Source organism: Nitrospina watsonii (assembly GCF_946900835.1).
Classification (GTDB): Bacteria; Nitrospinota; Nitrospinia; order Nitrospinales; family Nitrospinaceae; genus Nitrospina; species Nitrospina watsonii.
Genome location: NZ_OX336137.1, coordinates 1724777 through 1741004, shown reverse-complemented (window position 1 = coordinate 1741004; position 16228 = coordinate 1724777). Strand labels below are relative to the sequence as shown.

18 protein-coding genes are annotated in these 16228 nt (G+C 58.4%); 16 read left to right on the top strand and 2 right to left on the bottom strand.

Going from position 1 to position 16228, the window contains the following annotated elements:
* The first annotated feature begins 25 nt into the window (after positions 1-25).
* The 7 genes from QML71_RS08040 to arsB all read left to right on the top strand — a co-directional run bounded on the left by QML71_RS08040 (position 26) and on the right by arsB (position 5875).
* Positions 26-1315, top strand: coding sequence for a replication-associated recombination protein A (locus QML71_RS08040; protein WP_282011408.1), 1290 nt, complete (start codon positions 26-28; stop codon positions 1313-1315).
* 42 nt (positions 1316-1357) lie between these two features.
* Positions 1358-1813, top strand: coding sequence for a leucine-rich repeat domain-containing protein (locus QML71_RS08035; protein ID WP_282011407.1), 456 nt, complete (start codon positions 1358-1360; stop codon positions 1811-1813).
* Positions 1814-1817: 4 nt separating this feature from the next.
* On the top strand, positions 1818-3044 hold the full coding sequence (serB, locus tag QML71_RS08030; protein ID WP_282011406.1) for a phosphoserine phosphatase SerB: 1227 nt from the start codon (positions 1818-1820) through the stop codon (positions 3042-3044).
* Between the two features lie 248 nt (positions 3045-3292).
* Positions 3293-3667: a type IV pilin protein gene (locus QML71_RS08025; RefSeq protein WP_282011405.1), complete on the top strand. Its 375-nt coding sequence runs from the start codon at positions 3293-3295 to the stop codon at positions 3665-3667.
* A gap of 255 nt (positions 3668-3922) precedes the next feature.
* Positions 3923-4255, top strand: a complete 333-nt coding sequence (locus QML71_RS08020) for an ArsR/SmtB family transcription factor (protein ID WP_345742347.1) — start codon at positions 3923-3925, stop codon at positions 4253-4255.
* Positions 4256-4262: 7 nt separating this feature from the next.
* On the top strand, positions 4263-4793 hold the full coding sequence (locus QML71_RS08015; protein ID WP_282011403.1) for an arsenate reductase ArsC: 531 nt from the start codon (positions 4263-4265) through the stop codon (positions 4791-4793).
* A gap of 44 nt (positions 4794-4837) precedes the next feature.
* A complete protein-coding gene (arsB, locus tag QML71_RS08010) occupies positions 4838-5875 on the top strand; it encodes an ACR3 family arsenite efflux transporter (protein ID WP_345742346.1) in 1038 nt (345 codons plus the stop codon).
* Positions 5876-5923: 48 nt separating this feature from the next.
* On the opposite strand, the gene QML71_RS08005 is transcribed toward arsB, so the two are convergent.
* A complete protein-coding gene (locus QML71_RS08005) occupies positions 5924-7087 on the bottom strand; it encodes a saccharopine dehydrogenase family protein (RefSeq protein ID WP_282011401.1) in 1164 nt (387 codons plus the stop codon).
* Between the two features lie 33 nt (positions 7088-7120).
* The gene (locus QML71_RS08000) at positions 7121-7666 is read right to left on the bottom strand and encodes a DUF2284 domain-containing protein (protein WP_282011400.1); all 546 of its coding nucleotides are present in this window, start codon (positions 7664-7666) and stop codon (positions 7121-7123) included.
* A 277-nt stretch (positions 7667-7943) separates the two neighbouring features.
* Here QML71_RS08000 and QML71_RS07995 point away from each other — a divergent pair, with 277 nt between their 5' ends.
* The 9 genes from QML71_RS07995 to QML71_RS07955 all read left to right on the top strand — a co-directional run bounded on the left by QML71_RS07995 (position 7944) and on the right by QML71_RS07955 (position 16158).
* Positions 7944-8669, top strand: coding sequence for an HAD family hydrolase (locus tag QML71_RS07995; RefSeq protein WP_282011399.1), 726 nt, complete (start codon positions 7944-7946; stop codon positions 8667-8669).
* Between the two features lie 5 nt (positions 8670-8674).
* Positions 8675-9421, top strand: coding sequence for a 16S rRNA (uracil(1498)-N(3))-methyltransferase (locus tag QML71_RS07990; RefSeq protein WP_282011398.1), 747 nt, complete (start codon positions 8675-8677; stop codon positions 9419-9421).
* Positions 9422-9498: 77 nt separating this feature from the next.
* Entirely contained in the window at positions 9499-10305 is an 807-nt protein-coding gene (locus QML71_RS07985; protein ID WP_282011397.1) for a segregation and condensation protein A, read from the top strand.
* Between the two features lie 17 nt (positions 10306-10322).
* A complete protein-coding gene (locus tag QML71_RS07980; protein WP_282011396.1) occupies positions 10323-10745 on the top strand; it encodes an archease in 423 nt (140 codons plus the stop codon).
* A 12-nt stretch (positions 10746-10757) separates the two neighbouring features.
* Entirely contained in the window at positions 10758-12188 is a 1431-nt protein-coding gene (locus tag QML71_RS07975) for an RtcB family protein (RefSeq protein WP_282011395.1), read from the top strand.
* A 108-nt stretch (positions 12189-12296) separates the two neighbouring features.
* Complete coding sequence (locus tag QML71_RS07970) at positions 12297-12686, top strand: YMGG-like glycine zipper-containing protein (protein WP_282011394.1); 390 nt, start codon at positions 12297-12299, stop codon at positions 12684-12686.
* 139 nt (positions 12687-12825) lie between these two features.
* The gene (gene cysE / locus QML71_RS07965) at positions 12826-13557 is read left to right on the top strand and encodes a serine O-acetyltransferase (protein WP_282011393.1); all 732 of its coding nucleotides are present in this window, start codon (positions 12826-12828) and stop codon (positions 13555-13557) included.
* Positions 13558-13676: 119 nt separating this feature from the next.
* Positions 13677-14837 (top strand): cysteine desulfurase family protein, encoded by a 1161-nt coding sequence (locus tag QML71_RS07960; protein WP_282011392.1) that lies wholly within the window; start codon positions 13677-13679, stop codon positions 14835-14837.
* Between the two features lie 145 nt (positions 14838-14982).
* On the top strand, positions 14983-16158 hold the full coding sequence (locus QML71_RS07955) for a tetratricopeptide repeat protein (RefSeq protein ID WP_282011391.1): 1176 nt from the start codon (positions 14983-14985) through the stop codon (positions 16156-16158).
* Positions 16159-16228 lie beyond the last annotated feature (70 nt).

Genomic DNA, 16228 nt, shown 5'->3' with positions numbered 1-16228 from the left:
CTGCAAGGTTTGAAGATTTTTTTATATGGACCTGTTTCCTGAATTGGAAGAAGAGAGCAACCGCCTGCCGCAGGCGCCGCTGGCGGACCGCATGCGGCCCGCCGGCTGGCAGGAGCTGTTCGGTCACGATCACCTGGTGGGCGAGACCAGCCCGTTACGCCGCCTGATCGAAAAGGACACCGGCCTGTCGTTCATCCTGTGGGGGCCGCCGGGGTGCGGCAAGACGACCATCGCCCGCATCGTGGCGCGGGTCACGCAGAGTCAGTTTTTCGAGATCAGCGCTGTCAACGCCGGGGTGAAGGACATCCGCGAAGTCATCGAAACCGCGCAGAAGCTGTGGAAATCACAGAAGCGGCGCACCATCCTGTTCATCGACGAGATTCACCGCTTCAACAAGGCCCAGCAGGACGCGGTGTTGCCCTATGTTGAAAACGGCACCATCCGCATGATCGGGTCCACCACCGAAAACCCGTCGTTCGAGGTGATTCCCTCGCTGCGTTCGCGCTGCCAGGTGTTCCGGCTGGGGTATCTCAGCGCGGAGGACGTGCGCGGCATCCTGGAACGCGCCCTCAAGGATCAGGATCACGGGCTGGGACGGTATCCCGTCGCTTTCGACGAAGAAGCCCTGCATTTGATCATCAGCCACGCCAATGGCGACGCCCGCCGTGCTTTGAACGTGCTCGATTCCGCCGTCGGTTTTCATTTGCAGCAGGATCCGGAGGCGGCGACGCCGGTGGACCGGGCCATGATCGAGGGCATCATCCAGCGCTGCGCCGTGCTGTACGACAAGGACGGCACCGAGCATTACGACCATGCCTCGGCATTCCAGAAAAGTTTACGTGGATCGGACGCCGATGCGGCGATATACTGGCTGGCTAAAATGATCGCGGGGGGCGAAGACCCGACGTTCATCGCCCGCCGGCTGGTGATCACCGCAGCGGAAGATATCGGCAATGCCGATCCCATGGCGCTGGTGGTCGCCAACGCCGCCGCCGACGCCGTGGAACGCATCGGCCTGCCGGAAGCGCGCATCCCGCTGGCGCAGGCGGTCATTTACGTGGCGCGGGCCCGCAAGGACAACACCGCCATCCGGGCCATCGACGGCGCGCTGAGTGATATTGAGAACAAGGGCTTGTCCTACCCGGTGCCGGATCACCTGAAGGACGCGCATTACCGGGATGCGAAAAAGTACGGGTATGGAGTGGAATACAAATACCCGCACGATTATCCCGGCGGGCATGTCGATCAGGAGTACCTTCCGCAGGAACTTCGTGGTAAAAAATACCTCCCGGATGACAAGCAGAGCGAAAGCTGATATATCAGGACGGACCCAACAAGGAAGAAAGGTTTGAGCGGGATGGCAACAAGAACAAAATTCAACACGGTAGAGAGCATTTTTGAAGGGCGGTTGCGCGGCAACCAGGCCATGCTGAGCGGTTTGGGTCTTTCCGCCGATGAAGCGGCACTGCTGTGGCAGTCCGAGCGCATGAAAGAGGTCAACTGGCTCGATCTGGATGACAACGATCTGGGCGATGCCGGTGTGCAGGCGTTGGCCGTGTGTCCGCTTCTTGCCAACGTGCAGTATCTCAATCTCAATAAAAACGGGATCACCGATCGGGGTCTCCAAGAGCTCGCCACATCCACGTGCCTCCCCATGCTCAAACGCCTGCACCTGAAAGACAACCCGATTCAGGGTTCCGGCGTGGTGGCCTTGTTCGAGTCGCAGACCCTCGACAGCCTGTCCACGTTTCAAATCAATTCCGGCTGGACTTGCAAAAAGCGCGAAGGCTGGCGGTACAACCCCCAGCTCTGAATCTATGCCGGAAACTCCAAACACATTTCAGGTTCATGTTCACATTGCGGGGGAAGACCGTCCCGGCATTCTGGCCGAAGCGCTGGAGTCCGTGGTGCGTTGCGAAGCGCTGGTCGTGGACATCAAGCAGTTCGTGTTCAGCGGGCTGCTCAACCTGTCGCTGCTGCTGGAAAGCAACAGTCACGAGACGCTGCAACGTCTGGAACAGGAATTCGACGAATACAGCCGCCGCTCCAAATTCAAAATCAACGTCTATCCGTGGAAACCGGGTTACCGTCCGGAAGCGCCGTATTGCCACCGGTTGGTGATCACCGTTCTCGGCCGCCGCATTGGCACCATTGCGTTTCTGGAATTGACGCGCACCCTGGCCGACCTCGACATCAATATCCCCCGCATCGAGCAGTTGGATTATGCCGATCACCACGTCCTGGAAATCGTGGTGGGGGCGAAACAGATGCTGACCAACGTCGATATCCTCAACGCGCTGTTGAAGTTCAAGGAAAACTTCGATGTGGACATCGCCGTGCAGGAAGACACCCTGTTCCGCCGCAACAAGCGGCTGATCGTGTTCGACGCGGACATGACGTTTCTGCAGTGCGAGGTGATCGATGAGCTGGGGAAGATGGCCGGGGTGGGGGACCAGCTGAAGGAGATCACGCATCAGGCGATGAACGGCGATCTCGATTTCACCGCCGCCCTGCGTCAACGGGTGCAATTGTTAAAGGGCCTGCCCGTCGAAAAACTGGAAGAATTGTTTGAACGCATTCCCCTGACGCCGGGCGCGGAAGATCTGGTGCGCATCGTCAAGCACCTGGGTTACAAGGTGGCGATCGTCAGCGGCGGTTTCCAGTTTTTCATCGATAAGCTCAAGAAGAAGTACAACCTCGACTATGGCTTCGCCAATCAGTTGCAGATTCAGGACGGTAAAGTGACCGGTGAGTTGGAAGGGGACATCGTCGATGCCCGGGCGAAGGAGCGGATACTGGAATCGGTCGCCGAGAAAGAAGGGTTGATGGTCCAGCAATGCGTGGCCGTCGGCGACGGCGCCAACGACATCCACATGCTGGCCCGGGCCGGTTTGGGCATCGCCTTCAACGCCAAGCCCATCGTGCAGAAACATGCCCAGGCCATCATCAGCACCTCCAACCTGGAACTGATTCTCTACTTTCTGGGGATCAGCGGCTCGGAATTGCAGGAACTGCGCCAGACCGCCCAGAAAAAATCCGCCTGAAAAAACGGTCCTCCATGCCGGGTCCTCCGGCCCGTCGTCATATCTCTTTTATGAACTGCCCCCGTACCGTTTGCTATAAAAACGGCCCGCTTGGGCCGGGTCCATCGATTGGGCACAGTCTGGACGAGATTTGAATATCCCAGAAACTAATATTTTTCGCAGGTTTGTCCACGCAAAACAGCAGAATTGGGTTGCATTTGGGGTCGGCTCCCTTAACCTGAATAAAAGATCATTTCTTCATGGAGCCTATGCCTTACAAAAAGAAAACTGCTGATTCCGAAGGCGGATTTACATTGATTGAGTTGTTGATCACCATCGCCATCGTTGGGATTCTCGCCGCCATCGCCATACCTCAGTTTGTGCAGTATAAAGAACGGGCCTACGACTCGGACTCCAAATCCAGTTTGCGACACCTGTTTATGGCCTGCCGGGTTTACTGGGATGACAACGGGGGAATCAACTCCTGCGACATTACGATCGCCTCGGGTCCGGAGTATGGTTTTACTATTCCCACCAACGTCGCCATGGGCGGAACGGGCGACGAAACCAGTTTTTCCGCGACCGCCAAGCATATGCACAGTCCTCATACTTACACCATCGACAACCTCGGCGAGATCAACTGAAGCCATGCCCCATCGGGCTTTTGCGGCCCGGGGAACTTGGTTCAAGTCGATCGCGTGTGTGACTTCCCTTCCTTTTCGATGTCGGTGGGTTGCCAAAATAATCCCATATAACCCATCCGTCCCTTTTGCTTTGCCCGTCCGGAGTTGGGCATAAACCGGGACTTGGCGGCACAACCGCGACAGTACTTTTCGCTGTTCAGGGGAGTGAATTTATTTTCCTTGCAGTTTGGTTTAAATTTTGATATTTCTAGAAATATGGAAATATTAAATGCCGTCACCTCATTGTCCGCATTGGCTCAGGAAAGCCGTCTGGAGATCTTTCGCCTGTTGATTCAGGCTGGGAAACCAGGCATGGCCGCCGGTCAGGTCGGAGAAACTCTGGACCTGCCCCCATCGACTCTCTCGTTCCATCTTGCTCAGTTAAAGCATGCTGGGTTGGTGTGGTGCCGCCGTGAGGGACGAACCCTGTTTTATTCAGCCAATTTTTCGGCGATGAACGGGTTGATGGCCTTCCTGACAGAAAACTGCTGCCAGGGACAAGCCGAAACCTGCGAACTTCCGATTGTCTGTGAGGATGAAGAGAGATGAGAGGAAGATGAAAACCGGAGTGGAGAAGCGTAAATCCTGTTTCAACGTTTTATTTCTGTGCACCGGCACTTCTGCCCGGAGCATTCTGGCCGAAGCTATTTTGAATAACTGGGGGGAAAGCCGGTTTTGCGCCTACAGCGCCGGGAGTCATCCTGCCGGAACCATCCACCCGCTTGCTTTTGAATTGCTCGTTCAACGAGGACATTTGATGAGCGCCCTGCGTAGCAAAAGCTGGGAGGAGTTCACCCGTCCCGGAGCGCCTGTCTTCGATGTGGTGGTCACGGTTTGTGACAATGCCGCAGGGGAGGTGTGCCCCGTCTGGCCGGGAAGTCCGCTGACCGCCCATTGGAGCCTGAAAGATCCGGCCGGGGCGCAAGGTTCTCATGAAGAACGAATGGCCATGATCGAGCGGGTGTATGAAGAGTTGGAACGAAGAATTGAAGTTTTACTGGAACCGCGACTCGAAGCATCGGACCCGGTAAGCCTGGCAGAACGCTTGAAACAATCCGAAGCCGCAAGTTCCGGAGAATGCAAATGAAGGTGGAACGTGCAGCCCCCGTTTACGGCGAGAGGGCTCCCGCAATGGGACTGTTTGAAAGGTACCTGACCCTCTGGGTGTTTCTCTGCATTGCGGTGGGAATCGTTCTCGGTCACGGGTTGCCAGGACCGTTTCAGGCCATCGGCCAGATGGAAGTCTTCCGCGTCAACGTCCCGGTGGCGGTGCTGATCTGGCTCATGATCATTCCCATGCTCCTCAAGGTGAATTTCAAGGCCCTGCATGAAGTGGGGGCTCATTGGAAAGGGGTCGGGGTCACGGTCTTTATCAATTGGGCGGTCAAACCGTTTTCCATGGCTTTTCTGGGCTGGCTGTTTCTGGGCAATTTATTTGTGACGTACCTGCCGGCTGAGCAGATCGAATCTTATATGGCGGGCCTGATCATCCTGGCGGCGGCTCCTTGTACGGCGATGGTGTTTGTATGGAGCCACCTTTCCAACGGGGAACCGCATTTCACCCTGACCCAGGTGGCGCTGAATGACGTGATCATGATTTTTGCCTTCGCCCCCATTGTCGGTCTGTTGTTGGGGCTTTCTTCCATTGCGGTGCCCTGGGAAACGCTGACGTTGTCGGTCATTCTCTATATTGTCCTGCCCTTCATCGTGGCGCAACTGTGGCGAAGGGGGTTGATGATGCAGGGCGGGGAAGAGGCTCTGGAACGAACATTGAAAACCCTGCATCCGTTTTCCCTGTCGGCGTTGTTAGTCACTCTGGTGTTGTTGTTCGGATTTCAGGGAAATCAAATTCTGGAACAGCCGATGGTGATCGGACTCCTGGCGGTTCCCATCCTGATTCAGGTTTATTTCAATTCCGGATTGGCCTACCTGTTAAACCGCCAGTTTGGGGTGGCGCATTGCGTGGCGGCGCCTTCCGCCCTCATAGGCGCCAGCAATTTTTTTGAACTGGCCGTGGCAACCGCCATCAGCCTCTTCGGGTTTCAATCCGGGGCGGCATTGGCCACGGTGGTGGGCGTTTTGGTGGAAGTTCCGGTGATGCTGTCTGTCGTTAGAATAGCGAATGCCACCCGTGGCTGGTATGACAGATCCGGGCAAGAGATCGCCTGATTGTTCACTCTTCAAAAAGGGTCCCGAGGGTTCAGCAGGAATCGGCCTTCACGGTGTCATGGCTTTTTGCAAATCCCACCCGCGTTTTGCGATTTCCGCATCAAACAGATCGCCCTTGAGTGCGGCGTCCACGGGGACCGCTCCCCGCGGTAGTTTGCCCTGTGCGGCGAGGATGGCAATGAGCGAGGCGTGCCAGCCGGTCAGTTTTTCCATGGCGGTGAAGCCGGTTTCGAGATCCGCCGTCTCGATCAGGTCCAGCGTGCAGGAGGCCATCTTGTTGGCGGTGATGCCCAGGCACTGCACACGGATGAGGCAGATATCCTGAATGTTTTCGGCCTTGATCTTGTCTTCCAGAAGAGCGTGGTACAGCTCCCGCGGCACCACGTTTTGCCCGTTCACGGCAATCGGTTCTTCGCTGAACAGGCCCAGTTCCTGAAACGTCTTGAAATGTTCCCAGTGCCCGAAGTAACGCAGGGTGCGATTTTCCAACCGACGCAGTTTTCCTTCAAACGTCCACGGAGCGGTGCTCAATCCGCCTGCGGTGACCACCGCTTCCAGCGTGCCCAGCGGTTCGAATTCGATCAACTCCGTTTCCGTCAGGCAGGGCACCTCGGTCACATGGCCGTTGCGGATGAAATGGGCGTGCCCGGCATACTCGTTGGTCAGGCCGTTGATGTGGAACAGTTGCACGTAATTGTAGGGGGGCTTGGGGTCCAGGGGCAGGCCGCCGTCCCAGATGTGCAGCTCCTGCGGTTCTTCAACATGCTCCATGGCGCGCACGCCCATGTTGATGTTGAGCCCCGGCGCCATGCCGCAGTCGGGGACCAGGCTGACGCCTTTGGCCTGGGCGCGATCGTCCAGTGCCAGTTGCCGGCGCACGACCTCCGTGTTGCCGCCCATGTCCACCAAACTGGACCCGGCTTCGATGGCGACCTCGGTGATGCCAAGGTTGTAGTGGAACGGCACCGCGCTGACGGTTGCGTGTTGGCCTTGCAGGACTTTCAGCAGCCCGTGCCCATCGGTGACATCCACCGCCACGGCGCAGGCCTGTTTCGTATTGAGGAGGGCGTTGACGCGTTGCGCACCCCGGCGGGCGGATTCAGGATCGGCGTCGCAGAGGGTGACGGATTCGGCGTCGCCGAAGCGCGCGAGGTCGTAGGCGGCGGCGATGCCCTGGCGGCCGGAGCCGAGAACGGCATACCGATAGCTCATGGGATTGGTTGATTTCCTGGGAAATTTCGGGACTCAGTCCAGAAGCACCATTCCTATGGTATGGCCTTCCGTACATGGTTGAAATTTTACCGCAAAATCCCATCCAATATTCAATAAAGTTTGCGAAACGTCGATGCCGCAGGCTTGCATGGTGGGGCGGGCTTTATCGGGATGCTGACATCGTGTCTCGATGGTGCACACCTCGCACAGGTTGCAGGGCAGGCCATCCAGCCCAAATGCCTTGAAAAACCCTTTTTCGCGCAGCCGGGTTTCGAGACTGAGAATCAGGCGGTGCACGTCCTCCGAACTCGGCGCTTCCACGACCAGGGCGCGGTTGTAGTCCATGAGGATGTCGTTCATCTCGTCGGGGGTCGGGGTGAAGGTGGGACAGGTGAAACGCTGGTTGAAATACGAACACTCGAACTGGCAACGCAGGCGCACCCAGTTTGCCAACGCAATTTCTGGGATCGCAATCACCTTGACCTTCACGCTGCCCAGGTCCTCCGCTTCCTGAATCACCTGATGAGAAGCAATGCGTTGCGTGGGCAGACGTTTGAGATTGGGCAGGTCGGAAATCATGGGGGGCATTCCTGAACGTTGAACATTAACGGGATGAGTTGTGTCACCAAAGCATGTGCTATATTAAACCACGGTTGGGGAACGAGGCCAAACCTTATCCCGGAGCCGGAATGAAATCAAATCCCGTAAACCGTTCAGCATGAATGCAGCCCGCACGGCTTGCGCGTTCTTTTTTTATAAATCTTTTGTTTTCAAGTGTATTTTTGCGGCGGGACAAGGCGCGAGCGTGCTTTGACAAGGTGTCCCGTAACAAAAACAACACTTGATCCCGCTTCTCATGAGTTCTCCCACGCAGGCGGTGCTGTTCGACTGGGCGTACACGCTGGTCGATCTGGTGGATGAAGACGACCGCGCCCCGCTCAAAAAAGTATTCGATCACCTGGCAGCAAAGGAGGTGACGCTGCCGGATTTCGATACCGCTTACCAAGCCTGCCACGATATTTTTTACAAGATGATTGCGGTGTCGCGGGAATCGGGCCTGGAGGCGCGTTTTGAGGTCGCCCTGCAATCTCTGTTTTTCCGTTACAACATTTCATTGAATGGAGTGGCGACCTTGCGGGAGTTGCTGGCTTTGTATTACGAGGACATTTATGCGCAGCGCAGGGTGTATCCGGAAACGGTGGCGGCGCTCGAAGCGCTGAAGGGGAGGGGGCTGCGTCTGGGCATCGTGTCCAACACCACCAACCCCGGTTACATGAAAGACCGCGAGCAACAGATGCTGGGCCTCAGCCACTATTTTGAGTTTTCCATTTATTCGTCGGAGGCGCCGTTCCGCAAGCCGCATTCTTCCATCTTTCATCTGGCCATCGACCGGCTCGGGCTGCCCGCCGGGCGCATCCTGTTCGTCGGCGACAACCCGGCGGCGGACATCGCCGGAGCGCAAGGGGTCGGTATGCAGACGGCCTGGATCAACCGCGACCACCAACCGGTGCCCGACGGGCTGAAGCCGGACCATGTCATTCACAGTCTGGCCGAAGTGCCGGAGCTGGTGCACCCCGCCTGAGAGCCATGCGTCGATTCTTTGTGCCGCCTGAACAGATCGAGGATGCCCGCGTGGTGCTGCGCGGCAGCGACGTCAACCACATCCGCAATGTGTTGCGTTTGCAGGAGGGCGATCGCATCGTCGTGCTCGATGGACAGGGACGGCAATTCGAGGTGCGGCTCACGTCGCTGGGTAACAAGGAAGTGACGGGAGACGTGGTGGCCACGATGGCGATGGATACGGAGTCGCCGGTACGCATCGTCATGGGGCAGGGCATCATTAAAGGCAACGGGTTCGACAGCGTGGTGCGCCGTGCGGTGGAGCTGGGTGTACACCAAATCCTGCCGGTGCAGACGAAGCGCTGCGTGGCGCGTCCCAAAAAGCAGGAGGAGAGCAAGAAGCTGGAACGCTGGCAGCGCATCGCGGAAGAAGCGGCGAAGCAGTCCGGCCGCTCCCGCATCCCGGAAGTGGGACCGGGCATCCCGGCTCTCGACGTGTTCTGCGATCATGTGAAAGACGCCGACCTCAAACTGCTGTTCTGGGAAAACGAAACCGCCACCCGCGTGCGCGACCTTGCCAACCAGAGCAGCGACGGGAACGTGGAAACGATCGCTTTCCTGGCGGGACCGGAAGGCGGCTGGGATCCGGAAGAAACCGCCTGGCTGACCGGGCAGGGGTTTCAGAGCGTCGGACTGGGGCCGCGCATCCTGCGTGCCGAGTCGGCGTCGCTCGTCATCCTGTCCTTGTTGCAGCAACAATGGGGCGATCTGTAACCACCCTGTTTTCATTTTGAGCATCCCGGTGATGGTGGTACATTGCCAACGATGTCAACCTTTTTGCCCACGCGATCATGAGTTATCAATTCAAGCTTCCCATTTTTGAAGGCCCGCTGGACCTGCTTCTGCATCTGATCAAGGAGCAGAAGATGGACATCCAGGACATTCCGATCCACGACATCACCAAACAGTACATGGCCTACATCGACATCATGCAGGACCTCAACCTGGAAGTCGCGGGCGAGTACCTGGTGATGGCGGCGGAGCTGACCCGCATCAAATCCAAGTTCCTGCTGCCGGTGCAGAAACGCCCGATGGATGAGGAAGAAGGCGACGAGGGACACGACCCGCGCGCCGAGTTGACGCGCCGCCTCATGGACTACCGCCGCTTCAAGGATGCGGCCTTCAAGCTGCGCCAGATGGAACACGAACGTCAGCAGATTTTCACGCGCCACGCGCCGGTGGACATTCCGGAAGAGGAGGAAGAGACGGAGGAAACGCTGGTCGATGCCACGGTGTTCGACCTGTTCAGCGCTTTCAAAAAAGTCCTCGACCAGAAAACCTTCAAAACCGACATCGAAATCAAAATCACCACGCTGTCGGTGGCCGACCACATCCGCAGCGTGCTGGGCCGGTTGAACCGTTTGGAAAGCCTGTCGTTCGAAGCTTTGTTCGATGAAGCCACCAGCAAGCAGGAGGTCATCGTCACCTTCCTCGCCCTCCTCGAACTGATGCGCATGAAACTGGTGCGCTGCCAGCAGAGCCAGCATTTCGAGGCCATCCGCCTCTACCTCGCCTCCGACCCGGAAGCGCAGGAAGCCGCGCTCAAGGATTTCGACGAGCCGGAACCGCACCTGCCGCCTGAAGTGAATGAAGCCTGAGAGCCGGAGCGTTTGAAATGACCACCGCCTCGTGGGAACATTTTCCTCATGATGCGGACATGGGCATCCGTGGGTTCGGTCGCAACGTCGAAGAGGCGTTCGAACAGGCGGCGCTGGCCATGACGGCGGTCATCACCGATCCGGCGCAGGTCGAACCCCGTCAGAAAGTATCGATCGCCTGCACCGCCCCCGATCCGGAATTCCTGCTCGTCGATTGGCTGAACGCCCTCATCTATGAAATGGCCACGCAGGGCCTGTTGTTCTCGCGCTTCAAGGTGCATATTGAAGGAGAGCGGTTGACGGCCACCGCCTGGGGCGAGCCGGTGGATCGGGCAAAGCACCAACCCGCCGTCGAGGTCAAGGGCGCGACGTTGACCGCACTTGAGGTGGGGCAGGACGACTCCAGCCGCTGGCGGGCGCAATGCATCGTCGATGTTTGAGCTGAGGCAAGCATGCAGAAAAAACATTTGCAGCGGAAATCGGAAACGGAATGGTGGATCGAGCCCACCGGGCCGATGCGCGTGCCGGGGATCATTTACGGCAGCGAAGACCTGATCGAGGCCATGGATGATAAGGTGCGCGAGCAGGTGAGTAACGTCGCCGCGCTGCCCGGCATCCAGAAAGCCTCCTATGCCATGCCCGACGCGCACTGGGGTTACGGCTTTCCCATCGGCGGCGTGGCCGCGTTTGATCCCGACCAGGGCGGTGTCATCTCGGCGGGCGGCGTGGGGTTCGATATTTCCTGCGGCGTGCGCACGTTGCACACGGGGCTGGTGCGCGACGACATCGAACGCGTGAAGGAAACCCTGGCGGACGCATTGTACGCCCACATCCCGGCGGGGGTGGGCAGTCGCGGCGCCATCCGCCTCAACCCGGAACAGATGGATGCGATGCTGCAAGGCGGCGCCGCCTGGGCCGTCGCTCAGGGCTGGGGCCTGCCGGAAGATTTGCAGGCCATCGAGGAGCGGGGACGCATGGCCGGGGCCGACGCGGGTTGCGTGTCGCCGCAGGCCAAAAAACGGCAGAAGGATGAAATGGGCACGCTGGGGTCGGGCAATCATTACCTGGAAGTGCAGGAGGTGACCGATCTGTACGATAGCGAGATTGCCACCGCGTTCGGTTTGCAAGTGGGGGATATCGTGCTCTCCGTGCATTGCGGGTCGCGCGGACTGGGTCACCAGATCGGCACCGAGTTTTTGAAATCCATGGCCCTTGCAGCCCGCAGTCACGGCATCACGCTTCCCGACCGCGAACTGGCCTGCGCGCCGATCCATTCCGAACTGGGCCAGCAGTACCTGGGCGCGATGCGCGCCGCCATGAACTGCGCCATGGCCAACCGCCAGATCATCACGCATCTGGTGCGGCAGATCTTCGCCGAAGTGCTGCCGCTGGCCGAACTCGACCTGCTCTATGATGTGTCGCACAACACCTGCAAGATGGAGGAGCACGACATCGACGGCGTGCGCAAAAACGTGTTCGTGCATCGCAAGGGCGCGACGCGGTCGTTCGGGCCGGGGCATGCGGACATCCCGCAAGCGTTCCGGTCCCTCGGTCAGCCGGTATTGATCGGCGGCACCCTGGGCACCGCGTCGTACATCCTGTGTGGCACGCAGCAGACGATGGGGCTGGCCTTCGGTTCGGCGGTGCACGGGGCCGGACGGCAGATGAGTCGGCGGCAGGCGACGAAGCAGTGGCAGGGCCGCGCCGTCATCGACGAGCTGGCGGCGCGCGGCATCCTCATCCGCAGTCCTTCACAACGCGGCGTCGCCGAGGAAGCTCCCGGCGCGTACAAAGATGTCAGCCAGGTGGTGGAAGCGGCGCACGTCGCCGGACTGGCCCGCAAGGTCGCCCGGCTGGAACCGGTGATCTGTGTGAAAGGTTGATAAACCGCCGGGTGGCACCTCAGGTTTTTTCTTCGCAGTAACCTTTTAAGCTATTGAAAATTTTGGTATAATTCAAAATTATCGACCTTCCAGGGATTCCAGCGCCTCATGACCAAAGTCTTTGTGCCGTTCCTGATTCTGAGCTTCATTTTTTCGGGGTGTGCCAGTTACGGCAATTACCAACCGGTGATCGATCCCAAGGCCGATGCCTCTCCGCAGACCCTGCAAGTTGATTTGAAAGAGTGCAGGGAGCTCGCCGCCCAGGCCGCCGAGACGGTGCAGGAGGCGGGCAAGGGTTCGGTGGTGGGCGGAGCCATCGGTGCCTTCTTCGGCGGCCTTTTTGGTTTCATCACCGGCAACCCGGTGCGCGGCGCTTCGACTGGCGCGGTCATCGGCGGCGGTGTCGGCGGGGTGAAGGGGGGCCTGAGCGCCGAGGAAAAATACAAACGGGTGTACCGCAACTGCATGCGCAATCGCGGCCACACCGTTTTGGACTGACGGGTTTATACCGTTCGATTCATCACGCTTCCCGCTGCTTCAACCAAAATATTGAAAACCGGGAATTTTATTGGTTCCGTTCGAGCGACGGGATATAATGAAATCCAGATAAAAACCGCTTGAAAAGGCCCTGATGGGGATGTTTCGACAGATCAGAGAAGACATCGACGTGGCGATTGAAAAGGACCCCGCTGCGCGCAATGCCTTTGAGGTGTTGGCGTGCTATCCCGGCGTCCACGCGTTGATCGCGTATCGCGTCAATCACTGGTTGTGGAAATGCAGGCTGAAGCTGGTCGCCCGCGTGTGCTCCTATATCGCGCGCTGGCTGACGGGCATTGAAATCCATCCGGCGGCGATCATCGGCAAACGTTTTTTCATCGACCACGGCATGGGCGTGGTGATCGGCGAAACCTCCGAGATCGGCGACAACGTGTTCATGTATCACGGCGTCACCCTGGGCGGTCTCAGTATGAAGAAGGGCAAGCGCCATCCGACGATTCAGGAGAATGTCGTCATCGGCGCCGGAGCGCAGGTGCTGGGCCCCATCACCGTTGGCAAGAACAGCAAGATCGGTTCCGGCTCGGTGGTGGTGCAGAGTGTGCCTTCGTATTCGACGGTCATCGGCGTGCCGGCCCGGGTGGTGTTCTCCGGCATCTCGGCCGATCAGGAAGACGCCGAGGAAATTTTCCGCGACCCCATGTCGCAGGCGATCGAGTACGTGCTGGACCGGTTGCCGCAGATGGAGCGGGACATCCGCGCCCTGCGCGAGGCGGTCAATCTGGAGTCCCCCGATTCCGAACCCGCACCGCCTCCCCAGCCGGTGCCGCTTGCAACGAAATCAAAAATAAAAAAAGCCTCCAACGAGTCTTGACTCGGACGAATCCTGATCCGGGCGAACCCTGAATTGAGCCAACTCCAGTTTGTGCGCAATCTGATTTCAAAGCAGGGTCAGCACTTCATTTTATTACAGACTCAAACCCGGCTCGTATTATGAACGCCATTTATCTCGATCACAACGCCACCACTCCCGTCCATCCCGATGCACTGGAGGCCATGCTGCCGTTGCTGCAGGACGACTTCGGCAACCCGTCGAGCACGCACTCGCGTGGACGGTCGGTGCGCGTCAAAATGGACATCGCCCGCGAGCAGGTGGCGGCACTGATCCATGCCGACCCGCGCGAGATGGTGTTCACCAGCGGCGGCACCGAGTCCGACAACCTCGCTGTGCTGGGTGTGGCGCGTGCGCTGAAGGACAAGGGACGGCGTATCGTCACCACGCGGGCGGAACACCCGGCGGTGCTCAACGCCTGTCTGGAGTTGGAAAAAGAGGGATTCGTCATCGATTACGCGCCGATCGATGCCTACGGGCAGGTGCAGGTCGATGCACTGGAAGCGTTGCTGACCGGGGAAACCCTCCTCGTCAGCATCCAATCCGCCAACAGCGAGGTCGGTACTTTGCAGCCGGTGGAGCGCATCGGCGCGGTGGTGCGGCAACGCGGCATTTTGTTCCACACCGATGCGGTGCAGAGCGTGGGCAAGGTGCCGGTCGATGTGCAGAGTTTCCCCGTCGATTTGCTATCGATGTCCTCGCACAAAATTTACGGACCGAAAGGCGTCGGAGCCCTGTTCATGCGGCGCGGCATCCCGCAACTCAAGCCGTTGCTCATCGGCGGCGGTCAGGAAAAGAAGCGGCGCGGTGGCACCGAGAATATTCCGGGCATCGTCGGTTTCGGTCGCGCGGCGGAAATCGCATTGCAGACTCTGGAGACGGAACCGGCGCGTTTGCTGGCCTTGAAGCAGCGGCTGCGGCAGGGCCTGGAGAACCGGCTGCCGGGCGTGCGCGTTTTCGGTCACTCTGAACACAGCTTGCCGAACACGCTCAACCTCGGCTTCGATGGCGTGGATGGGCAAACCCTGATGATCCGTCTCGACCTCGCAGGCATTTTCGTCTCCACCGGCACCGCGTGCAGTTCCGGTTCCGTGCTGCCGTCTGACGTGTTGACGGCGATGGGGGTGGCGGACGAGCATATTCAGCAGTCCATCCGCATCAGTCTTGGCCGCAGCAACCGGACCGAAGATGTGGACACGGTGGTGGAAACGCTGGTGCGGATCGTGCTCGATATCCGCGAGAAAAGCCCGGTTCCTTCCTGATGAGAGGGTCCTTCCGCAGTCCCAAATCGATTTAAATGGTGGCCTCGAATCGGTTTCGTGGTAAGATGACCAGCAATTTAAGAGATTGTTTTTATAGGTTTTATACTAAAATAATGGCCAGGCCCGCAACTTTTGGAGTTCATCTATGCCTAACATCCTGATCACACCCCGCCTCATAGGTATTTTGACTTTGACCGCCGCGTTTTTGTTGTCCGGGTGCCAGTCCATGCCCTGGAACAAAAAAACCGAAGACGAACTGGCTTTGGAGCAAGAGTTTGAACAGGAACTGGACAGTCAGATGGAAAACGCTTCGGCGAACCCCCAAGACGAAAATCAGCTTTTCACCGATTCCGGGGAGGGGGCGTCGAGCACGTTGAGCGAAGAGGAAAAAAGCTTTTTCGGTGAAAGTCCCGAAACCCAGGAAATCGGCAGTCAGCAGCCGGTGGAATCCCAGCAAATGGAAACGGCTGGGGAGCAGGAGGCGGGTTTTTTCGGTGACGAAGCGGGAGCCACGGAAGAAAATCTGGATGCGTTCATGGACGACACCACGAAATCCGGAACCGGCACGGCGGTGATGACGGAAGCGCCGGAGGCGGGCACCAACGCGGGTTTTGACAGCATCGACCAGAAAACGGATGTGGAAGAAATGAAGGTCGATATCCAGATTTTGCAGAGCCAGCAGGAAGCCCTCATTCAGCGCGTCAAGGAACTGCAAACGGTGCTTCAGGATATGGAGCCGCGCTTGACCGCCACGCAGGAACGGCTGGAGGCCAACCTCAATATGGCGGCCCAGCAGACGGTGAACCTGGTTCCGGAAATCGAGACCTTGAAGCAGCACATCAACACGCTGGCCGGAGAAATTCATAATCTAAAAGAAGGCGCGGCGATGCAGCAGACCAAGATGGCGCCGCGCAAGGGGCCGGCCACCATGAAAAAAACCACGGCCTACAAACCTCCTCAGGAATACACCACCGCGCTCAACGCCTACCGCAACAGCAATTATGACGAGTCCATCATGCTGTTTCAGGAATACCGGTTGAAGAATCCACCCGAAGACCTCAAGGACAACATCATTTTCTGGCTGGGCAACAATTATTACCAGCTGGGCCGTTACGATGAAGCCATGACTCATTTTGAAATGGTGCTGAACCAGCACCCGCAGGGCAACAAGGTGCATGACAGCCGGTTCATGATGGGCGTCACCCTGCAAAAGATGGGTGATACCGGCCGGGCGCTGGATGTGCTGGAAAAAGCCTTGCAGATGAACCCGCCTTCCGAAGTGCGGCAGAAAATCGAGCGGCATTTGATGGAGATCAAGTAGGGGGTCGGGTTGAAGGCGTGAAAGGCCTTCGTTGGCGCGCATTATCGGCTTGCCGGTGAGGCTGTGCCGC